Consider the following 15940-nt stretch of genomic DNA (forward strand, 5'->3'; position numbering starts at 1 on the left):
GCACACTCAAGCCAGCTTTCAAACACCTCTAAAAGAAAAACCCCGCCAAAATATGACGGGGTTTGTCAGCGGTCTGACGCCCGCTGTTTCCAGCGGGCGTTTTGTGTTCGTCTTCGCGAAATCCGATAAGGATTAACGCGAGTAGAATTCGACGACCAGGTTCGGCTGCATCTGAACCGGGTACGGAATTTCTGCGAATTTCGGAACGCGAACGAAGGTGCCTTTGAAGGCCTTCGCGTCAACGTCAAGATATTCCGGAACGTCGCGTTCGTTCAGGTTGGCAGCTTCCATAACCATCGGGATTTCGCGCGAAGCCGGTTTGACTTCAACAACGTCGCCTTCTTTAACGAGGTAAGAAGGAATGGTGACTTTCTTGCCGTTGACAAGAATGTGGCCGTGGTTAACGAACTGACGCGCTGCGAACACGGTCGGAACGAATTTCATGCGGTAGATAACAGCATCAAGACGGGTCTCGAGAATACCGACCAGCGTTTCGGAAGTATCGCCCGGACGACGCGATGCTTCTTTGTAGTAACGCAGGAACTGTTTCTCGGAGATGGAACCGTAATAGCCTTTAAGTTGCTGTTTGGCGAACAGCTGGGTGCCGTAATCGGTCGGCTTTTTACGGCGGGTCGCGCCGTGCATGCCCGGTGCATATTCGCGCTTGTTCAGCGGCGATTTTGCACGGCCCCAAAGGTTCACGCCAAGGCGGCGGTCAATCTTATGCTTTGCAGCAATACGTTTCGACATTTTGTAACTCTCTTTTTTAAGATCACTTTATTGTCCCGATAGTTTCCTGTGTCGGTTAACCCAAACAGGAACGGGGACGAAAACACCTGTTTCGCCCCACTTTCTCGGAAGTGAGGCGCAATATAGAGATCAAGACCGCAGAGTCAAACGAAAAGGCACCCGGGTTTCCCAACCCGAATGCCCCTGATAACCGTTTAGCCGATTTTCAATGCAAAATCAGACGCCTGCCCGAATATCTCGCAGGAATTGCTCGACCTGCTGACGCAAGCTTGCAGCCTGCCCGGTCAGTTCCTCAGCAGCACTTGCAACATCACTTGCAGATTCGCCAACTTTGCCGGTCGATGCCGTCACCTGTCCGATCGTTGACGTAACCTCGGTCGTGCCCTGTGCCGCCTGCCCGACGTTGCGCGCGATTTCTTCGGTCGCCGCCCCCTGCTGTTCAACAGCGGCCGCAATCGTCGATGCGATTTCGCTGATGCGACCGATGGTTTCAGTGATCCCGCCAATCGCCTCGACCGCATCCCGGGTTGCCCCCTGAATACCGCCAATCTGACCGGAAATATCGTCTGTTGCACGCGCGGTCTGACTGGCAAGATTCTTGACCTCATTTGCGACAACCGCAAAGCCCTTGCCAGCATCCCCGGCACGCGCAGCCTCGATTGTCGCATTCAGCGCCAGAAGATTTGTCTGCGACGCAATATCCTGAATCAGGGTTACAACATCGCCGATCTTTTCCGCCGCATCGGCAAGACCACCGATCAACTGGTTTGTTCTGTTGGCTTCTTCTACGGCATTGCCCGCAATCTCGTTTGATTGCGCAACCTGTGACGAAATTTCACGGATCGACGCCGACAGCTCTTCGGTCGCGGAAGCCACAGTCTGTACATTATTGGATGCTTCTTCGGCGGCTGCATTCACCGCTGCGGCCTGTGATCGCGTGTCAACAGCGATCTGGTTCATGACCCCGGAAGACGACGACAGACGATCCGCAGCATTGCTCACCGAGCCGACCACTCCTCCAACAGAACTTTCAAACGAGTCTGCAAGCTGGTTCAACTGGGTACGGCGCCTTTCCTCGGCCACATGATCGGCTTTAAGTTTTTCGGCCTCGGCATTGCGAACACGCACGGCATTTTCCCGAAACACCGCAACGGCCTGTGCCATGCGGCCAAACTCGTTCGAACGGTCGGTATAGGGAATCTCGACATCGACATCATTCTGCGCCAGCGCATTCATCCGTTCGGTCATCCGCAACACCGGACGCCCCAACGCACCGCCAAGCCAAAAGGCGATAATCGCAACCGCAAGAACTGCAACAGCCGCGACGACGAGGGCGATATAAAGCTGGTTATTTGCCTCTGCCAGAATAGCTTTCATCGGGATCGCCGTACCCAATGCCCAGTTCGTACCCGTTTTGCCAATCGATATCGGTGTAAAGGTCACATAGTAAGACGCACTATCGGCACCGAGCTTCATTTCACGACCAAAAGCCTCACCTTTGCCAATACTTTCCAGGACCGGTGCCAGTGCCGGATCAATATCGCTGATATTCTGCCCAACCCGATCCTTGGCACTGTGTGCGACAACATAGCCCCCTTCTGAAATCAGGGTAGCCATACCACTCTCGGGCAAGGCAATCTGGTCGATAATGCCCTGCAGCGTTTCAAGCGCCAGATCGACGGTTACGCCGCCAATCACCTTACTGCCCGGTTCCCCCTCAAATACCGGCGCACTGATGGTTGTCATTAACACGTCGACATTGTTCACGGGATAGACATAAGGTTCGACAATGGTTTCACGTCGTTCGTCACGGGGAACCAACCACCAATCGCCATCCCCCGGCGTTTCAAACCCGATCAGCGGCTCAAACGCGATCTTGCCCGATGCATCACGATAGAAATAGGGCACAAACCGACCGGCATCATCGCTGCCTGCCACATTGGCGTTGCTGCTATCGGCACCGTCAAAGGCGTTCGGTTCCCACACCGTTCCACTGCCGACAATCCCGGGATGCTGGCGCAGTAATTCGGAAATGATTTCACCGGCAACTTCGCGGTCGGGCTTAACTGCCGCAACCATGCCTTTTAGCGCCGAGGCTGTCGAACGAACGGCTTCCGCCGGAATATTCAATTCCTCCGAAACCGAATTGGCATATCGATAAGCCTGCTCGCGCGCCTGTTCGACTGACACCTTGTGAATGGCATCAAATGACGAAGATTGCGTAACCAGCAAAACCACCGCAACTGCAGAAAACGCAAGTGCCGCCATCGAAATCAGCAGCTGAACCTTGACCGAAAGATTTAGAAATCCCTTCATACCCACCCCAATGCTCAAACATTTGAGAAACCTCTGAACCCCCGTCCGGGTGACCCATCTCTTATAAGATTGTGTTATGAACCCCAGACTCAAGGATAGGTCGGGAAAACAGGCGATGTCACGGATAATTTTGTAACTACAATTACAAATCGCCTTACATTATTACAATTGTCTAAAAAAATTCACACAGAGCCGGTCGCGGCTCACGGGGCAGCACCAAGCTGCTGGCTGAATATTGAAAGTACCCCAAACAACAACACCCGCCAAAATCGGCGGGTGTTGTGTACCAATCTGCGCAGAAGCAGACATGCAGCTATGGCTTGTGCTTACCGCCCCGCATCGCGACGATCATGCCACGAAGTGTCTGAACTTCCTGGTGGGTCAGGTTGGCGCGGTTGAAAATATTGCGGATATTGCGTGCCATATTCGGGCGTTTTGCCTCGACCCGGAAGAAACCGGAATTATCCAGTTCCGCCTCGAGATGTTCGAACAAACGATCCAACTCGTCCCGGGTTGCCGGGAAGGTATCGTTCATCATCATCTGGTAATCGGGCACATCGACACCGGCCTGCCACCATTCATACCCGATCAGCAGCACAGCCTGCGCAAGGTTAAGCGATGTGAAGCCCGGGTTCAGCGGCACGGTCACGACCGCATCGGCCATCGAAATATGTTCGTTGCGCACACCGGTGCGTTCCGGCCCGAACATCACGCCGACCTTTTCCCCCTGCGCGACATTGGCGCGCATTTCAGGTGCCAGTCCCTTTGGGGTAAAAACCGGCTTGATCGCGTCGCGCGTCCGCGCGGTCGTCACATAAACCCGGTTCAGATCCGCCAGCGCGTCTTCTTCGCGCTCGAACACCTTGGTATTGTCGATGACAATATCGGCACCCGATGCATTGGCCGTCGCCCGTTCATTGGGCCAGCCATCACGCGGCCGCACAAGGCGCAAGTCAACCAAACCGCAATTGAGCATGGCGCGCGCCGCCTTGCCGATATTGTCGCCAAGCTGCGGTTCGATCAGGATGATGACAGGCGGATTGGCGATACCGCCGGTTTCGGGTCTTGCGCCATCCGGCATAGCCGCGTCTGCGACGTCGCTCATCGCTTGAATTCTCCGGTCTTTGCATGGGGTAAAGTGCGGGCATGCCCGTCAATATTGGCGTTTCTTTACCAAAAGCCAATGCACGATGCCAGCACACATTACACGCACGGAAGATGCATTATTTTTGATCATATTTATTTTTATGGTCATTTTTTAATCAAAATTTGTGCACTGCATATACGCATTTCGCGCAACAGGCAGCGTCACGAACATCAGCATTATCCTTTATTTCCATAGCATTACCAACATCCAAAGACGTATTTCAGGTGACTGGCATATGCATTGCTTCTGTTTGAGTGTGCAGCGCGCCTAGGGTTCCGGTTCCGAAAGGAATGCTGGTCCAAGAGGCGCAAGCCAGCCAGAGTTTCACAGGCTGGTGACACGGCGGGCCAAAATCCCGGGAGACAACTGCACAGGTTTGTCGCGCACAAGCCTTCTCCCGGTTTGTGTGCAAGAGCCTTTCTTGAATTGACTGATCCGAAGTGATCCGCAAAACAAGCAGGAGCGCACACATGCTAAAGACGTTTTTCAAAACACTTTCGTTTGCCGCCGTCCTTTCTGCCTCTTTGGCTTCCCTACCCGCCCACGCCGAACAAAAGTCCGATTTCAAAGTCTGCTGGTCGATCTATGTCGGCTGGATGCCGTGGGGGTATCTGCAAGATAGCGGCATCATGAAAAAATGGGCCGACAAATACGACATCTCGGTCGATATCGTGCAGATCAACGATTACGTTGAATCGATCAACCAATACACCGCTGGCGAATATGACGGCTGCTCAATGACCAATATGGACGCGCTTTCGATCCCGGCCGGTGGCGGGATTGATACCACCGCCCTGATTGTTGGCGATTATTCCAACGGCAATGACGGCATCATCCTGAAAAACGCAACTGACCTTGCCACCATCAAGGGGCAAAACGTCAATCTGGTTGAACTTTCCGTCTCCCATTACCTGCTGGCGCGTGCACTTGAAAAGGTCGGCCTGTCCGAACAGGACGTCACGGTCGTGAATACATCCGACGCCGACATGATCGCGACCTATGCCACTGACGATGTGACATCGGTCGTGACATGGAATCCGCTTCTGTCGGAAATTGCCGCCAACGATAACGCGACACTCGTCTTTGATAGTGCGGGTATCCCCGGCGAAATCATCGATATCATGATGGTCAACACCGAAACCCTTGCCGACAATCCAGCATTCGGCAAGGCACTGGTTGGCGCATGGTATGAATTGATGGGCATCATGGCATCCGACACCGACGAAGGCATTGCCGCACGCACCGCGATGGCCGAAGCATCAGGCACCGATCTTGCCGGATACGATGCCCAGCTTGCCAGCACGGCGATGTTCTTTACCCCCGACAAGGCCGTTGAATTCACCAAATCGGCCGAGCTTTCCGAAACCATGAAATTCGTCGCCGAATTCCTGTTCGACAAGGGCATCCTTGGTGAAGGCGCACCAAGCCCGGAATTCGTCGGCGTCAGCTTCCCGGATGGCAGCATCTATGGCGATAGCGCCAATGTGAAGCTGAAATTTGACACGACCTATATGGAGATGGCCGCCAAGGGCGAGCTTTGAAACCGTGTATTAGCCACGCCACCAAGCGCTTCGCTGATTAACTCTGTCGGCCATCCGGCCTTGTAACATTCGTTGCACCAGTTGCATCAGGTTCGGATGGCCGACCTTTCAGATTTTTACCCGTCTTGACCACTGCCCCGTTTTTGCAATTGCAAGGTGACGGCCATGCGTATCATCAATCGCACCCTTTCCCGGCGCGCAGCCATATTGCTGGGCTCGATCCCGTTTGCGCTTTTGATCGGGGCCTATGCCATCGCAAGCCATCTGCGCCGGATCGATAATCCGGCCGACAAGCTTTTGCCGTCGCTTGGCAGCATGGGGGATGCGATCTGGCGCATGGGGTTCGAGGCCGACAAACGGTCGGGCGATTACCTTCTGTGGCTTGATACGATCGATAGCCTGTCGCGCCTTGCGGTCGGCATTTTCATTTCCACCCTGCTTGCCATCGGGCTTGGCATTTCCATCGGCTTCATTCCGCATATCAGGCGCGGTCTGGCACCCTTTGTCGCCACCCTGTCCCTGATCCCTCCAATCACCATCCTGCCGATCCTGTTCATCATTTTCGGATTGGGCGAGACTTCCAAGGTAATGCTGATCGCGATTGGCACCGCCCCGGTCATGATCAGGACCATCGCGCAGGCGGTGATGGATATCCCGCGCGAACTGATCATCAAGGCCGAAACGCTGGGCGCCTCGACCTGGCAAATGATCTCGCGTGTGGTTTTGCCGCAAGTCATGCCAAAACTGATCACCGCCATCCGGCTTGGCCTTGTCCCGGCATGGATTTTTCTGATTTCGGCCGAGGCCATCGCATCAACCAGCGGCCTTGGCTATCGCATCTTTCTGGTGCGTCGTTACCTCGCGATGGATGTAATCCTGCCTTATGTCGCCTGGATCACGCTTCTGGCCTTTATTCTTGACCGGTTGCTGTTGATGGCATCGCGCAAGGCTTTCCCTTGGAACCACCTTTCGGGGGATAGCCTGTGATGCGCGACCCGAAATTCATGATCCGCAACCTGACCAAGTCTTACGGCGAATATCCGGTACTTGAACGCATCAATCTGGATATCGAAGCCGGGGCGTTTTGCACGCTGGTCGGGGCATCGGGCTGTGGCAAATCGACCTTTTTACGCATGCTGCTGTCCCAGGAAATGCCAAGCAGCGGCGATATCCTGATGGATGGCGCACCACTGCCGCAACAACCCACCCCTGATCGCGGCATTGTCTTTCAACGCTATTCGGTTTTTCCGCATCTGACCGTTGCTGAAAACCTGATCATCGGCGCGGAATTTGCCGCCCGCAAACTGACCGGGCGCCTGTTTGGCCGCGCGCGCAAAAAGGCCCGCGATGATGTTGCCGAACTGCTTGAAACCATCGGCCTGTCACCAGCGGCCAACAAATATCCAAGTCAGCTTTCGGGCGGCATGCAGCAACGCCTTGCCATTGCTCAGGCCCTGACAATGAAACCCAGCGTGCTGTTGCTGGACGAGCCATTTGGCGCGCTTGATCCGGGTATTCGCAATGACATGCATGAATTGCTGCTGGACCTGTGGAAGGCGCATGACATGACGATCTTCATGGTCACGCACGACATCCACGAGGCCTTCAAACTCGGCACCCGGATGCTGGTATTTGACAAGCTGCGCGATGATCCGCACGCGCCAGAGGCCTATGGCGCGACCATCACATACGACCTGCCGATTGACCTGCCTGCCGCACCGCTTCCCGGTGCCAATGGCGAAACCGATGAAACCGACGGCATGAATTTCTCGGCCGCCCTGATGGCGACCGCGCCGGTTCCCTGATTTCAAACCCGAAAGCCAACCCAACAAAGACTGACGCAACCCAAAGGAAACAACCATGCGCGATTTCTTTGCCCCCCAAAATGTCCGCCGACATCGCGTGGCCGGAACATTGCCCGCCCCCGCCACAACCCGTCACCACCACCCGAATTTCGACAAGCTGCAATTGCGTGGTTGGAAATCGGCGGAAAAAGAAGCCCTGCTGCCATCAGCCGCTTGGGAAAAGGAAAAGCAGTGGGCGCTTCGCATGGGTTTGACCGGGTCCGATTGCCTGACAGATAAATCAATTCCGACCTTTGCCCGGGGCGAACTGCCCCATTATGCCGGGATCAACACGTTTCTGAAGGCACCCTATATCGAAGACGTCACCAAGGTCGGTGCCTACGACGCGGCGGTCATCGGCATCCCGTTTGATGGCGGAACCACATACCGCCCCGGTACGCGTTTCGGCCCGCAGGGGGTTCGCAAAATATCCGCCCTTTACACGCCCTATAACTATGAAATGGGGGTCGATCTTCGCGAACAGATGACGCTTTGCGATGTAGGTGATGTTTTCACCATCCCGGCCAATATCGAAAAGACCTTTGATCAGATTACGCGCGCCGTCAGCCACGTTGCATCCAGCGGCGCACTTCCGATCATGATCGGCGGCGATCATTCCATCGGCTTCCCGTGCGTGCGTGGCATTGCGCAATGCACATCCAAACGTATCGGCATCGTGCATTTCGACCGCCATATCGACATTCAGGAAAAAGACCTTGATGAACGCATGCACACCACGCCGTGGTTCCATGCCACCGATCTGGTAAATGTTCCAGCGGTGAACCTTGTGCAGGTCGGCATTGGCGGCTGGCAGGTGCCGCGCGAAGGGGTCGAAGTTGCACGCAATCGCAATACCAACATCTTCACCATGCGCGATGTCGAGGAACTTGGACTGGCCGAAACCGCCGCGCGCGCGCTTGAACTGGCATGGAAGGATGCGGATGCTGTCTATATCTCGTTTGATATCGACAGTGTCGATTGCGGTTTCGTTCCGGGCACCGGCTGGCCCGAACCTGGCGGTTTCCTGCCGCGCGAGGCATTGGAACTTGTATCGCTTGTCGCGGCAGAGGGAATTTGCGGCCTTGAAGTCGTTGAAGTTTCGCCGCCCTATGATTGCTCGGACATTACCGCCCTGCTGGCAACGCGCGTGATTGTCGATGTGCTGGGTACACTGGTGTCACATGGCAAAATGGGATCGCATCGCGGCATCATCGACAAACCGGTCACCATCCCCGCCGGCCCGGACGTGGAGTAACCAGATGCCCCATGATCATCACGATAACGGCCACAACCATTCTCACGGACCGGGGCATAATCACGCCCCGGACCACGATCACCTGCATTCCCATGTCCACGGCCAAAGCGACGCCGATCATGCCGAGGAATTACAGGTCCTGTCCTCAAGCTTCGTCGAAGGCTTCCGCAAAGCCGATGACAAGGCAAGCTACCTTCGCCTTGCCGATATCCCGTTTCAAAAGATCGGCAAGGATGGCCTGACCATGCATCTGGTCGATGCCAAAATCACAACCAACTGGCAAATCGGCACCGCCTGCCCGGCCTTTGCTACCCGCGAACTGGCCTATCTGCCGTTCCCCGGCAGCATGATCAAGGAACGCGAAACCATGACATTCACCTATGTGTCGATGACCGAACGGGCCGATATCGACCTGCTAAGCTTCATGGCCGCACGCTTTGGGCATGGGCACAAACATGGACACGATCATCACGATCAAAGTCATGACCACCCGCATCACCGTCATAGCTAAACGTCAAAGGGCGCGGATCAAAACGCGCCCTTTGCCATTTTATCGCCTGAACCAACCGTCACGCATGCTGGCTGCGCACACCGGACTTGAACAGTTTATAGGTGATCGAATCCCGAAGCGCGTTGTAGGACGCCTCGATAATGTTGGTGGAAACCCCCACCGTTGACCAACTATTGCCATCCGCATCGCGGCTTTCGATCATGACGCGGGTGACCGCGCGCGTACCATCGCCACGCGTTATGATGCGGACCTTATAGTCGATCAGTTCGATCTGCTGCACGGCTTCGACATATTCCGGCACGGTCAGAAGCACCTTGCGCAATGCGGCATCAAGCGCGTTGACCGGACCGTTGCCCTCGGCCACGGACATGAACTGTCCATCACCGACCACAACCTTGACGGTGGCCTCGGACATGGTGATGACCTGTTCGTCCTGCTCGTCCACCCAGCGGCGTTCGTCAATCACGCGGAAGGATGTCACACGGAAATAACGGTCAAGTTCTCCCAGTGCCTTGCGCGCCAGAAGTTCAAAACTGGCCTCGGCACCGTCATAGGCATAACCATCAAATTCGCGCTGCTTGACCGCTTCGACAAGCTTGCCGACCGCATCGGATTTTGGATCGACCTCAACCCCGATTTCTCGGAACCGGGCCAGAATATTTGAACGCCCCGCCTGATCCGAAACAAGGATATGACGCTGGTTTCCTACAAGCTCCGGCTCGATATGCTCGTAACAGGCCGGGTTCTTTTCCACGGCTGAAACATGCAACCCACCCTTGTGCGCAAAGGCGCTATCCCCGACATAGGCCGCTTGGCGGGTCGGTTCGCGGTTAAGGCGTTCATCAAGAATGTGCGAAATACGGCGCAGATGGGTCAGTTGTTCATGCGAAATGCCGACGTCATATCCCATCTTCAGCAGCAGGGTCGGGATGATCGAAATCAGGTTGGCATTGCCGCACCGCTCGCCCAGACCATTCAACGTACCCTGCACCTGGCGCACACCGGCCCGGACCGCCGCCAACGAGTTCGCCACCGCATTCTCGGTGTCGTTATGGCAGTGAATACCGACATTTCCGCCCGGAACATGGGAACAAACATCGGTGACAATGTCGAAAATCTCGTCGGGCAGGGTGCCGCCATTGGTATCGCAAAGGACAACCCAGCGCGCACCGGCCTCATAGGCGGCGTTGATCGCGGCAAGGGCATAATCGCGATTGGCCTTGTAACCGTCAAAGAAATGCTCGGCATCGAACATGACCTCGGAAACCTGGCTTTTGAGATGTGCGATGGATTCCGAAATCATCGCAAGGTTCTCCGAAAGCTCAATCCCGAGCGCCTCGGTCACCTGAAAATCCCAGCTTTTTCCAACCATGCAAACAATCGGCGCGCTTTGGGCCAACGTCGCCAGCCCCGGATCATTGGATGCCGAACGCCCTGCGCGCCGTGTCATGCCAAAGGCGGTCAGTTTCGAATTTTTAAGTTTCGGCGGATTGGCAAAGAATGCGTCATCGGTCGGGTTTGCCCCGGGCCAGCCGCCTTCAATATAGTCAATCGACAGCTCGTCCAGTGCCTTGGCAATTGCGGTTTTGTCCGCTGCCGAAAAATCCACGCCCTGGGTCTGTTGCCCGTCGCGCAAGGTACTGTCGTATAGATAGACGCGCTTGTCTGACATATTCATTCCAAAACTGATCGATCTTGTCTTGTTCCGGCGCTTGCCGGGCGGTCTGGCAAATTGCCGCAAAACCGTCATTTACGCAACCGCATTACAAGACATGCCAATTATGCGCTGCTTTTTGCCCGAAATCGCGTAATTACCCACCTTTAGGATAGCAAACCTGTCCCCCTGAATGGTTGTAAAGGTATGGTAGTAGTGATTAACTCTACCATACATTGTGAGGCGACCGGGAATACACCCCCCCCATTTCTTCGGGCTTCACATGGATGGGGACACCAAAATGGCACTAAAAGCCGCCGAAGATTTTGACGTTATGCTGCTTGCGGGTCTGACATGGCACCGTGCAGGCAAAAACAGCTGGACGGCGTCTGACCGTTTCGCCGCCTATACGATTTTTCTCGAACCTGATGACCGGTGGTACGGTCAATGGGAACGCGACGGCGAGAAAATGGCGGCTGACTGGTCCTGTCCCACTCTTGAAACCTTTGCCGAATATATGGTCGACAACGCCCGTCGCCAGAATATCGAAGGCATGGATTGAAATTCGCACCCTGTTGGCCACGCTGCCATCAGAAGCGTCCCACGTGCACACCCCGAAACTCGGATTAGATCGTTGATCGACCTCCCCCCCGCCGAGTTGTTGCACATATGACGGCCTGTCTCCCCCGGACAGGCCGTTTCTTTTGCCGCCCTGCATATCTGTCCTTGCGTTTGGCTCCATAGCGCTTATGTCTGGGCCATCCAGATATTCATAAGACAAGGCACAATTCATGAACAACGGCATCCCGATGCAGATCGATATCGTCTCCGACGTTGTCTGCCCCTGGTGCATCATCGGCTATAAAAACCTTGAACAGGCGATGGAACGCCTTGACGGTCAGGTCGACATCAAGCTGCGCTGGCACCCGTTTGAACTGAATCCGGATATGGGTCCGGAAGGGCAGAACCTGTCAGAACATATCAAGGAAAAATACGGTCTGACCCCGGATCAAAGTGCGGAAAACCGCGACCGTATTTCGATGATGGGCGAGAATGTCGGCTTTGACATCCGCTTTAGCTCCGACAGCCGCATCTACAATACCTTTGATGCGCACCGGATGCTCTATTGGGCGGGCAAAGAAGGCAAACAGACCGAACTGAAACTGGCCCTGTTCCGCGCCTATTTTCAGGAGGGCGAAAACCCCGGCGAACACGGTGTTCTTAAACGCGCCGCCGAGGAAGTTGGCCTTTCACCGGAAAAGGCAGACGAAATTCTTGGCAGCGATATGTTCGCCAAGGAAGTCCGCGCCGAAGAAGAAGAATTCCGCAATGCCGGTATTTCATCGGTTCCAACCTATGTCGTGAACGGTAAATACGCCATTTCCGGCGGCCATCCGCCCGAGGTTTTCGAACAGGCCTTGTCCGAAATCGCCCGTCAGGTCGAGGTTGCCGACGACGAAGTCATTTTTGACGACTGATACCGTCATCGGATATGATCATCCAAAGCCTCGGTTGCCTCTCGCACCGGGGCTTTTGCATTCTCGACAGAACCACAACCGGGGCGTACAGTTTTCATGCCGCCACCACGGCATGTTTGCCACCATGTTTGACAAAGGATCGCCCTATGATCGACTTTGCCGATATCGCCCCTTATCTGCCGGGAATAGTTCTGGCCTACGCGGCCCTTCTGATGGGCCTGATCAGCCCCGGCCCTGCCTTGCTGGGTCTGATGGGGGTCTCACTTGAACGCGGGCGCCGTGCGGGTCATTGCTTTGCCATCGGGATCGGGGCAGGATCGCTTTGCATTGGCATTCTGACCCTGACCGGCCTTTCTGCCCTTCTGGCAAGCTGGGCTGATGCCATGACCGTCATTCGTATTGCCGGCGGGATTTATCTTTTGTGGATGGCTTTCAAAGCCTTTCGTTCTGCGTTCCACCCTGTGCAACCGGCCAGTGATGCCATTGCGCGCGACGACAAAGCCATCTCGCCGGTCGGGTATTTCGGCAGGGGACTCGGTCTTCACCTGACCAATCCCAAGGCAATTCTGACATGGATTGCCATCATCTCCATCGGCTTTGCCGATGGCACACCGATTTGGGTGGGATGGGTGATCGTAATCGGCTGCGGCACGATTTCAACACTTGTGCATTTCGCCTATGCCACCGCCTTTTCGACCGCACCGGCCATTTCGCTTTATCGCCGCGCGGCGCGCTGGATCAATGGTTTGCTTGGCGTGTTCTTTGCCGCGGTTGGCATTCGCCTGCTTGCCGGGCGCTAGTCATCCGCGCCAGCATCCAGCAATGACCGGCGGGTGACACCGTTCTTCTGATCCATCCAGCCACCAAGCACTGTCAGCCAAACCGCAATCAATGGCAGCAGCGCGATATCCTGATCCATCACCCACAATGTGCCGCTGGCCAGTACACACCACGCCATCGGCACAGGCAATAAAATCCAGCGCCACGACCCGCGCGCCAGCAGGATAAATCCAAGCGTCCCGATGGCCGTCGGATCGGCAGCACTGCCAAACAGTTCCGCCTGTATCAGGTCCCGTCCTTCGATCAAGCCGACAAAGGGATAGACGAAAATCGCAATCGTGATCATCACCACCCCGGCAATGCAGGAAAAATCACCGCGCCAGCCAAATCGCAAGGGCATCCGGCGCGCGGCAAACATCACCATCAACAATGCCTCGGCAATAAAGGCCGGAATGAAATACGGGATTATCCAGTTGATCGGCTGGTAATAATACCAAAGGAAGCCCGCACTCACCCAGCCCCAGAGCATCGCCAGCAGAACAAGCGCCACCCGGTTGCCGCGATTGCCATGCCGGATGGAAAGACCAAATGTTATCATCCCCGCGACCAATGCGGCACTCACCGCCAGCCACCATGTGGTATTCAGCGTTTCAAACAGCCGGTAATAAACGCGCGGCGAAAACAGCAGAAAATCTGCCAGACTGTAGCTCCACCATTCGCTCATTACAGGACCCCGATCACGGCAGCAATACGTTGGCGCATGTCGTCATCGGGCATCGGGCCGGTGGCGGCCTGCATGTTTTCCATGGCGTGCATCGGCTGCGTTGTTGCCGGGATCGGGCAGGTTACCGCCGGGTGAGATATCAGATATTTCAGGATCAGCTGCGCCCAGCTTTTTGCCTCGATCTCGGCGGCAAAATCGGGAAGCTTTTCACCTTCTAAGCGGTCAATCAGACTGCCACCGCGAAACGGTCGATTGACGATCACGGCAATACCACGTTCCTCGGCCAACGGCAGAAGGTATTCTTCGACCTTGCGATCCACCGGGTTATAGGTCACCTGCACGAAATCAAGCGGCGTGTTTTTCATCACCGCCATCAAATCATCGGTACGTCTGCCATGCGATGTCGTCACCCCGACATAGCGAAGCCGCCCGGCATCCTTCATATCGAACAAAAGCGGCAGATTATCGTTGATCCCGACCAGATTATGCACCTGCAACAGGTCAAACTTTTCGATATTCCAGTAATCGACGGTTTGCGCGATCTGTTCGGCACCATCATCCGAAGTCCAAACCTTGTCGGTGGAAAATACCCGGTCGCGCGCGCCCAGTTTATCAAGCCCGTAACCGATCACCTCCTGGGATGATCCATACATCGGCGAGCTGTCGATCATGCGTCCGCCCCCGTCAAAAAACGCCTGCATGACATTGGCGCACTGATCGCGCAAAACCGGATCATTCCCGACATTAAACGTGATCCAGCTGCCCAGACCGACCGCCGGGATCATTTCACCACTGGACGGGATCGGCTTTTTGATCACATCGGGGATCTTGCGATTATCAAGCGTTTGCGCCCAAAGCGGCTTGATCGCGCCAAGGCCCGCTGTTGCGCCAATCGCCGTCGCCCCACGAAGGAAATTCCGTCGACCCAAAAAAAACATCGCAATCACAACCCTGTCGTTCATAACCGGTCACAGGATAGAAGGTGGTCCGAATGTCATGACTGCGCAACCGCAAGCTGTTGCACAAACTGGCAAAAAATTTGCGCTTGACCTAGAGTACACTCCAGCAGCTAGCCTTTTGAAAGTTCCCCAAGCTGAAAGGTGACCGACATGATGATTGGTGAAGTCTCGGCCAAAAGCGGCTTGCCCATTCACACGCTGCGCTATTACGAAAAAATCGGTCTGGTACCCAAACCGTCACGCGATGCGGGTGGCCGACGGTATTATGACCCGGAAATCCTTGACTGGCTGACTTTCATTTCACGCCTCAAGGATCTTGGCATGCCGATCCGTGATCGGGTGCGGTTTGCCCGTCTGCGCAGCGAGGGCGAACAGACGGTTGTTGAACGACGCGAACTTCTCGAAATCTATCGGACCGGATTGGCCCAAAAAATCGCCGAGCTGACCGAAACCCTCGAAGTGCTTGATTACAAGATCGCCAATTACGACGAAATCGGCCGCAAGAAAACGGCCTGACCCCACAATAAACCTCGCAGGAGCCCCTTATGGCTGAACAGAAAAGCGCGCTCGATGCCGGGCGCGATGTTGTCGCACGTCTGAACCCACCGCTTGAAAGCGCCTTGGCCGAAAAATACGACACCATGGTGCCGGGTTTTGCCGAAAGCCTCGTTGAATGGGCCTACGGCCGCCATTACGCGCGGCCCAACCTTGATCTGAAAACCCGTCAGCTCTGCACGATTTCCGCCCTGACGGTTCTGGGTGGGCAAACCGCACCGCAGCTTAAGGTCAATATCAGACACAGCCTTGCCGCCGGGGCAACGCGCGAAGAAATCATCGAAGCAATCTGGCAGATGGCGGTTTATGGCGGTCTTCCTGCCGCGATCAACGGTCTGAACACCGCACAGGAACTGTTTGACGAACTGGACGCCACCGCCACTTAAAGCAAAAAGGCACCGCAGGTCTCCCGGCGGTGCCTTTTCC

The 15940-nt window shown here is 55.4% G+C and carries 16 protein-coding genes and 1 riboswitch; of the genes, 10 read left to right on the forward strand and 6 right to left on the reverse strand.

What is annotated here, in order from left to right; genetic code table 11:
* Positions 1-132: 132 nt before the first annotated feature.
* The 3 genes from rpsD to BC440_RS00755 form a co-directional block, all read right to left on the reverse strand.
* Positions 133-750: a 30S ribosomal protein S4 gene (gene rpsD / locus BC440_RS00745; RefSeq protein WP_007091302.1), complete on the reverse strand. Its 618-nt coding sequence runs from the start codon at positions 748-750 to the stop codon at positions 133-135.
* 216 nt (positions 751-966) lie between these two features.
* Complete coding sequence (locus tag BC440_RS00750) at positions 967-3066, reverse strand: methyl-accepting chemotaxis protein (RefSeq protein ID WP_071239389.1); 2100 nt, start codon at positions 3064-3066, stop codon at positions 967-969.
* Between the two features lie 313 nt (positions 3067-3379).
* Positions 3380-4171 carry an RNA methyltransferase gene (locus BC440_RS00755; RefSeq protein ID WP_083379280.1) on the reverse strand — a complete coding sequence of 264 codons (792 nt, stop codon included), beginning with the start codon at positions 4169-4171 and terminating at the stop codon, positions 3380-3382.
* 298 nt (positions 4172-4469) lie between these two features.
* Positions 4470-4577: riboswitch (guanidine-I (ykkC/yxkD leader) on the forward strand.
* Positions 4578-4683: 106 nt separating this feature from the next.
* Here BC440_RS00755 and BC440_RS00760 point away from each other — a divergent pair.
* The 5 genes from BC440_RS00760 to BC440_RS00780 all read left to right on the forward strand — a co-directional run bounded on the left by BC440_RS00760 (position 4684) and on the right by BC440_RS00780 (position 9364).
* Positions 4684-5754 carry a putative urea ABC transporter substrate-binding protein gene (locus tag BC440_RS00760; protein WP_071239390.1) on the forward strand — a complete coding sequence of 357 codons (1071 nt, stop codon included), beginning with the start codon at positions 4684-4686 and terminating at the stop codon, positions 5752-5754.
* 165 nt (positions 5755-5919) lie between these two features.
* Positions 5920-6741, forward strand: coding sequence for an ABC transporter permease (locus BC440_RS00765; RefSeq protein WP_071239391.1), 822 nt, complete (start codon positions 5920-5922; stop codon positions 6739-6741).
* Positions 6741-7559: an ABC transporter ATP-binding protein gene (locus BC440_RS00770; protein ID WP_071239392.1), complete on the forward strand. Its 819-nt coding sequence runs from the start codon at positions 6741-6743 to the stop codon at positions 7557-7559. The genes BC440_RS00765 and BC440_RS00770 overlap by 1 nt, the downstream gene beginning before the upstream one ends.
* A gap of 55 nt (positions 7560-7614) precedes the next feature.
* The gene (locus tag BC440_RS00775) at positions 7615-8853 is read left to right on the forward strand and encodes an agmatinase family protein (RefSeq protein WP_071239393.1); all 1239 of its coding nucleotides are present in this window, start codon (positions 7615-7617) and stop codon (positions 8851-8853) included.
* A 4-nt stretch (positions 8854-8857) separates the two neighbouring features.
* The gene (locus tag BC440_RS00780; RefSeq protein ID WP_071239394.1) at positions 8858-9364 is read left to right on the forward strand and encodes a hypothetical protein; all 507 of its coding nucleotides are present in this window, start codon (positions 8858-8860) and stop codon (positions 9362-9364) included.
* 58 nt (positions 9365-9422) lie between these two features.
* Here the strand turns inward: BC440_RS00780 and cimA are convergent, their stop codons facing one another.
* Positions 9423-11036, reverse strand: a complete 1614-nt coding sequence (gene cimA, locus BC440_RS00785; protein WP_071239480.1) for a citramalate synthase — start codon at positions 11034-11036, stop codon at positions 9423-9425.
* Between the two features lie 283 nt (positions 11037-11319).
* On the opposite strand from cimA, the gene BC440_RS00790 reads away from it, so the two are divergent.
* The 3 genes from BC440_RS00790 (at position 11320) to BC440_RS00800 (ending at position 13296) form a co-directional block, all read left to right on the forward strand.
* Positions 11320-11580, forward strand: a complete 261-nt coding sequence (locus BC440_RS00790; RefSeq protein WP_037989561.1) for a hypothetical protein — start codon at positions 11320-11322, stop codon at positions 11578-11580.
* 229 nt (positions 11581-11809) lie between these two features.
* On the forward strand, positions 11810-12496 hold the full coding sequence (locus tag BC440_RS00795) for a DsbA family oxidoreductase (protein WP_071239395.1): 687 nt from the start codon (positions 11810-11812) through the stop codon (positions 12494-12496).
* 146 nt (positions 12497-12642) lie between these two features.
* Positions 12643-13296: a LysE family transporter gene (locus BC440_RS00800; RefSeq protein WP_071239396.1), complete on the forward strand. Its 654-nt coding sequence runs from the start codon at positions 12643-12645 to the stop codon at positions 13294-13296.
* On the opposite strand, the gene BC440_RS00805 is transcribed toward BC440_RS00800, so the two are convergent.
* Entirely contained in the window at positions 13293-14000 is a 708-nt protein-coding gene (locus BC440_RS00805; RefSeq protein WP_071239397.1) for a DUF6064 family protein, read from the reverse strand. The two genes, BC440_RS00800 and BC440_RS00805, sit on opposite strands and share 4 nt — an antisense overlap.
* Positions 14000-14938 carry an aldo/keto reductase gene (locus tag BC440_RS00810; protein WP_071239398.1) on the reverse strand — a complete coding sequence of 313 codons (939 nt, stop codon included), beginning with the start codon at positions 14936-14938 and terminating at the stop codon, positions 14000-14002. Before BC440_RS00810 ends, BC440_RS00805 begins: the two co-directional genes overlap by 1 nt.
* A 171-nt stretch (positions 14939-15109) precedes the next feature.
* Between BC440_RS00810 and BC440_RS00815 the strand changes: the two genes are divergently transcribed.
* Both BC440_RS00815 and BC440_RS00820 read left to right on the forward strand, forming a co-directional pair.
* Complete coding sequence (locus BC440_RS00815) at positions 15110-15475, forward strand: MerR family transcriptional regulator (RefSeq protein ID WP_071239399.1); 366 nt, start codon at positions 15110-15112, stop codon at positions 15473-15475.
* A gap of 29 nt (positions 15476-15504) precedes the next feature.
* Positions 15505-15900, forward strand: a complete 396-nt coding sequence (locus tag BC440_RS00820; protein WP_071239400.1) for a carboxymuconolactone decarboxylase family protein — start codon at positions 15505-15507, stop codon at positions 15898-15900.
* Positions 15901-15940 lie beyond the last annotated feature (40 nt).

Origin of the sequence: Thalassospira sp. MIT1004, from assembly GCF_001858545.1 — a bacterium.
Classification (GTDB): Bacteria; Pseudomonadota; Alphaproteobacteria; order Rhodospirillales; family Thalassospiraceae; genus Thalassospira; species Thalassospira xiamenensis.

What these genes read in the sequence shown, in the direction of transcription:
- rpsD (WP_007091302.1), bottom strand. Translation starts at nt 750, where the DNA reads ATGTCGAAACGTATTGCTGCAAAGCATAAGATTGACCGCCGCCTTGGC.
- BC440_RS00750 (WP_071239389.1), bottom strand. Translation starts at nt 3,066, where the DNA reads ATGAAGGGATTTCTAAATCTTTCGGTCAAGGTTCAGCTGCTGATTTCG.
- BC440_RS00755 (WP_083379280.1), bottom strand. Translation starts at nt 4,171, where the DNA reads ATGAGCGACGTCGCAGACGCGGCTATGCCGGATGGCGCAAGACCCGAA.
- BC440_RS00760 (WP_071239390.1), top strand. Translation starts at nt 4,684, where the DNA reads ATGCTAAAGACGTTTTTCAAAACACTTTCGTTTGCCGCCGTCCTTTCT.
- BC440_RS00765 (WP_071239391.1), top strand. Translation starts at nt 5,920, where the DNA reads ATGCGTATCATCAATCGCACCCTTTCCCGGCGCGCAGCCATATTGCTG.
- BC440_RS00770 (WP_071239392.1), top strand. Translation starts at nt 6,741, where the DNA reads ATGCGCGACCCGAAATTCATGATCCGCAACCTGACCAAGTCTTACGGC.
- BC440_RS00775 (WP_071239393.1), top strand. Translation starts at nt 7,615, where the DNA reads ATGCGCGATTTCTTTGCCCCCCAAAATGTCCGCCGACATCGCGTGGCC.
- BC440_RS00780 (WP_071239394.1), top strand. Translation starts at nt 8,858, where the DNA reads ATGCCCCATGATCATCACGATAACGGCCACAACCATTCTCACGGACCG.
- cimA (WP_071239480.1), bottom strand. Translation starts at nt 11,036, where the DNA reads ATGTCAGACAAGCGCGTCTATCTATACGACAGTACCTTGCGCGACGGG.
- BC440_RS00790 (WP_037989561.1), top strand. Translation starts at nt 11,320, where the DNA reads ATGGCACTAAAAGCCGCCGAAGATTTTGACGTTATGCTGCTTGCGGGT.
- BC440_RS00795 (WP_071239395.1), top strand. Translation starts at nt 11,810, where the DNA reads ATGAACAACGGCATCCCGATGCAGATCGATATCGTCTCCGACGTTGTC.
- BC440_RS00800 (WP_071239396.1), top strand. Translation starts at nt 12,643, where the DNA reads ATGATCGACTTTGCCGATATCGCCCCTTATCTGCCGGGAATAGTTCTG.
- BC440_RS00805 (WP_071239397.1), bottom strand. Translation starts at nt 14,000, where the DNA reads ATGAGCGAATGGTGGAGCTACAGTCTGGCAGATTTTCTGCTGTTTTCG.
- BC440_RS00810 (WP_071239398.1), bottom strand. Translation starts at nt 14,938, where the DNA reads ATGTTTTTTTTGGGTCGACGGAATTTCCTTCGTGGGGCGACGGCGATT.
- BC440_RS00815 (WP_071239399.1), top strand. Translation starts at nt 15,110, where the DNA reads ATGATGATTGGTGAAGTCTCGGCCAAAAGCGGCTTGCCCATTCACACG.
- BC440_RS00820 (WP_071239400.1), top strand. Translation starts at nt 15,505, where the DNA reads ATGGCTGAACAGAAAAGCGCGCTCGATGCCGGGCGCGATGTTGTCGCA.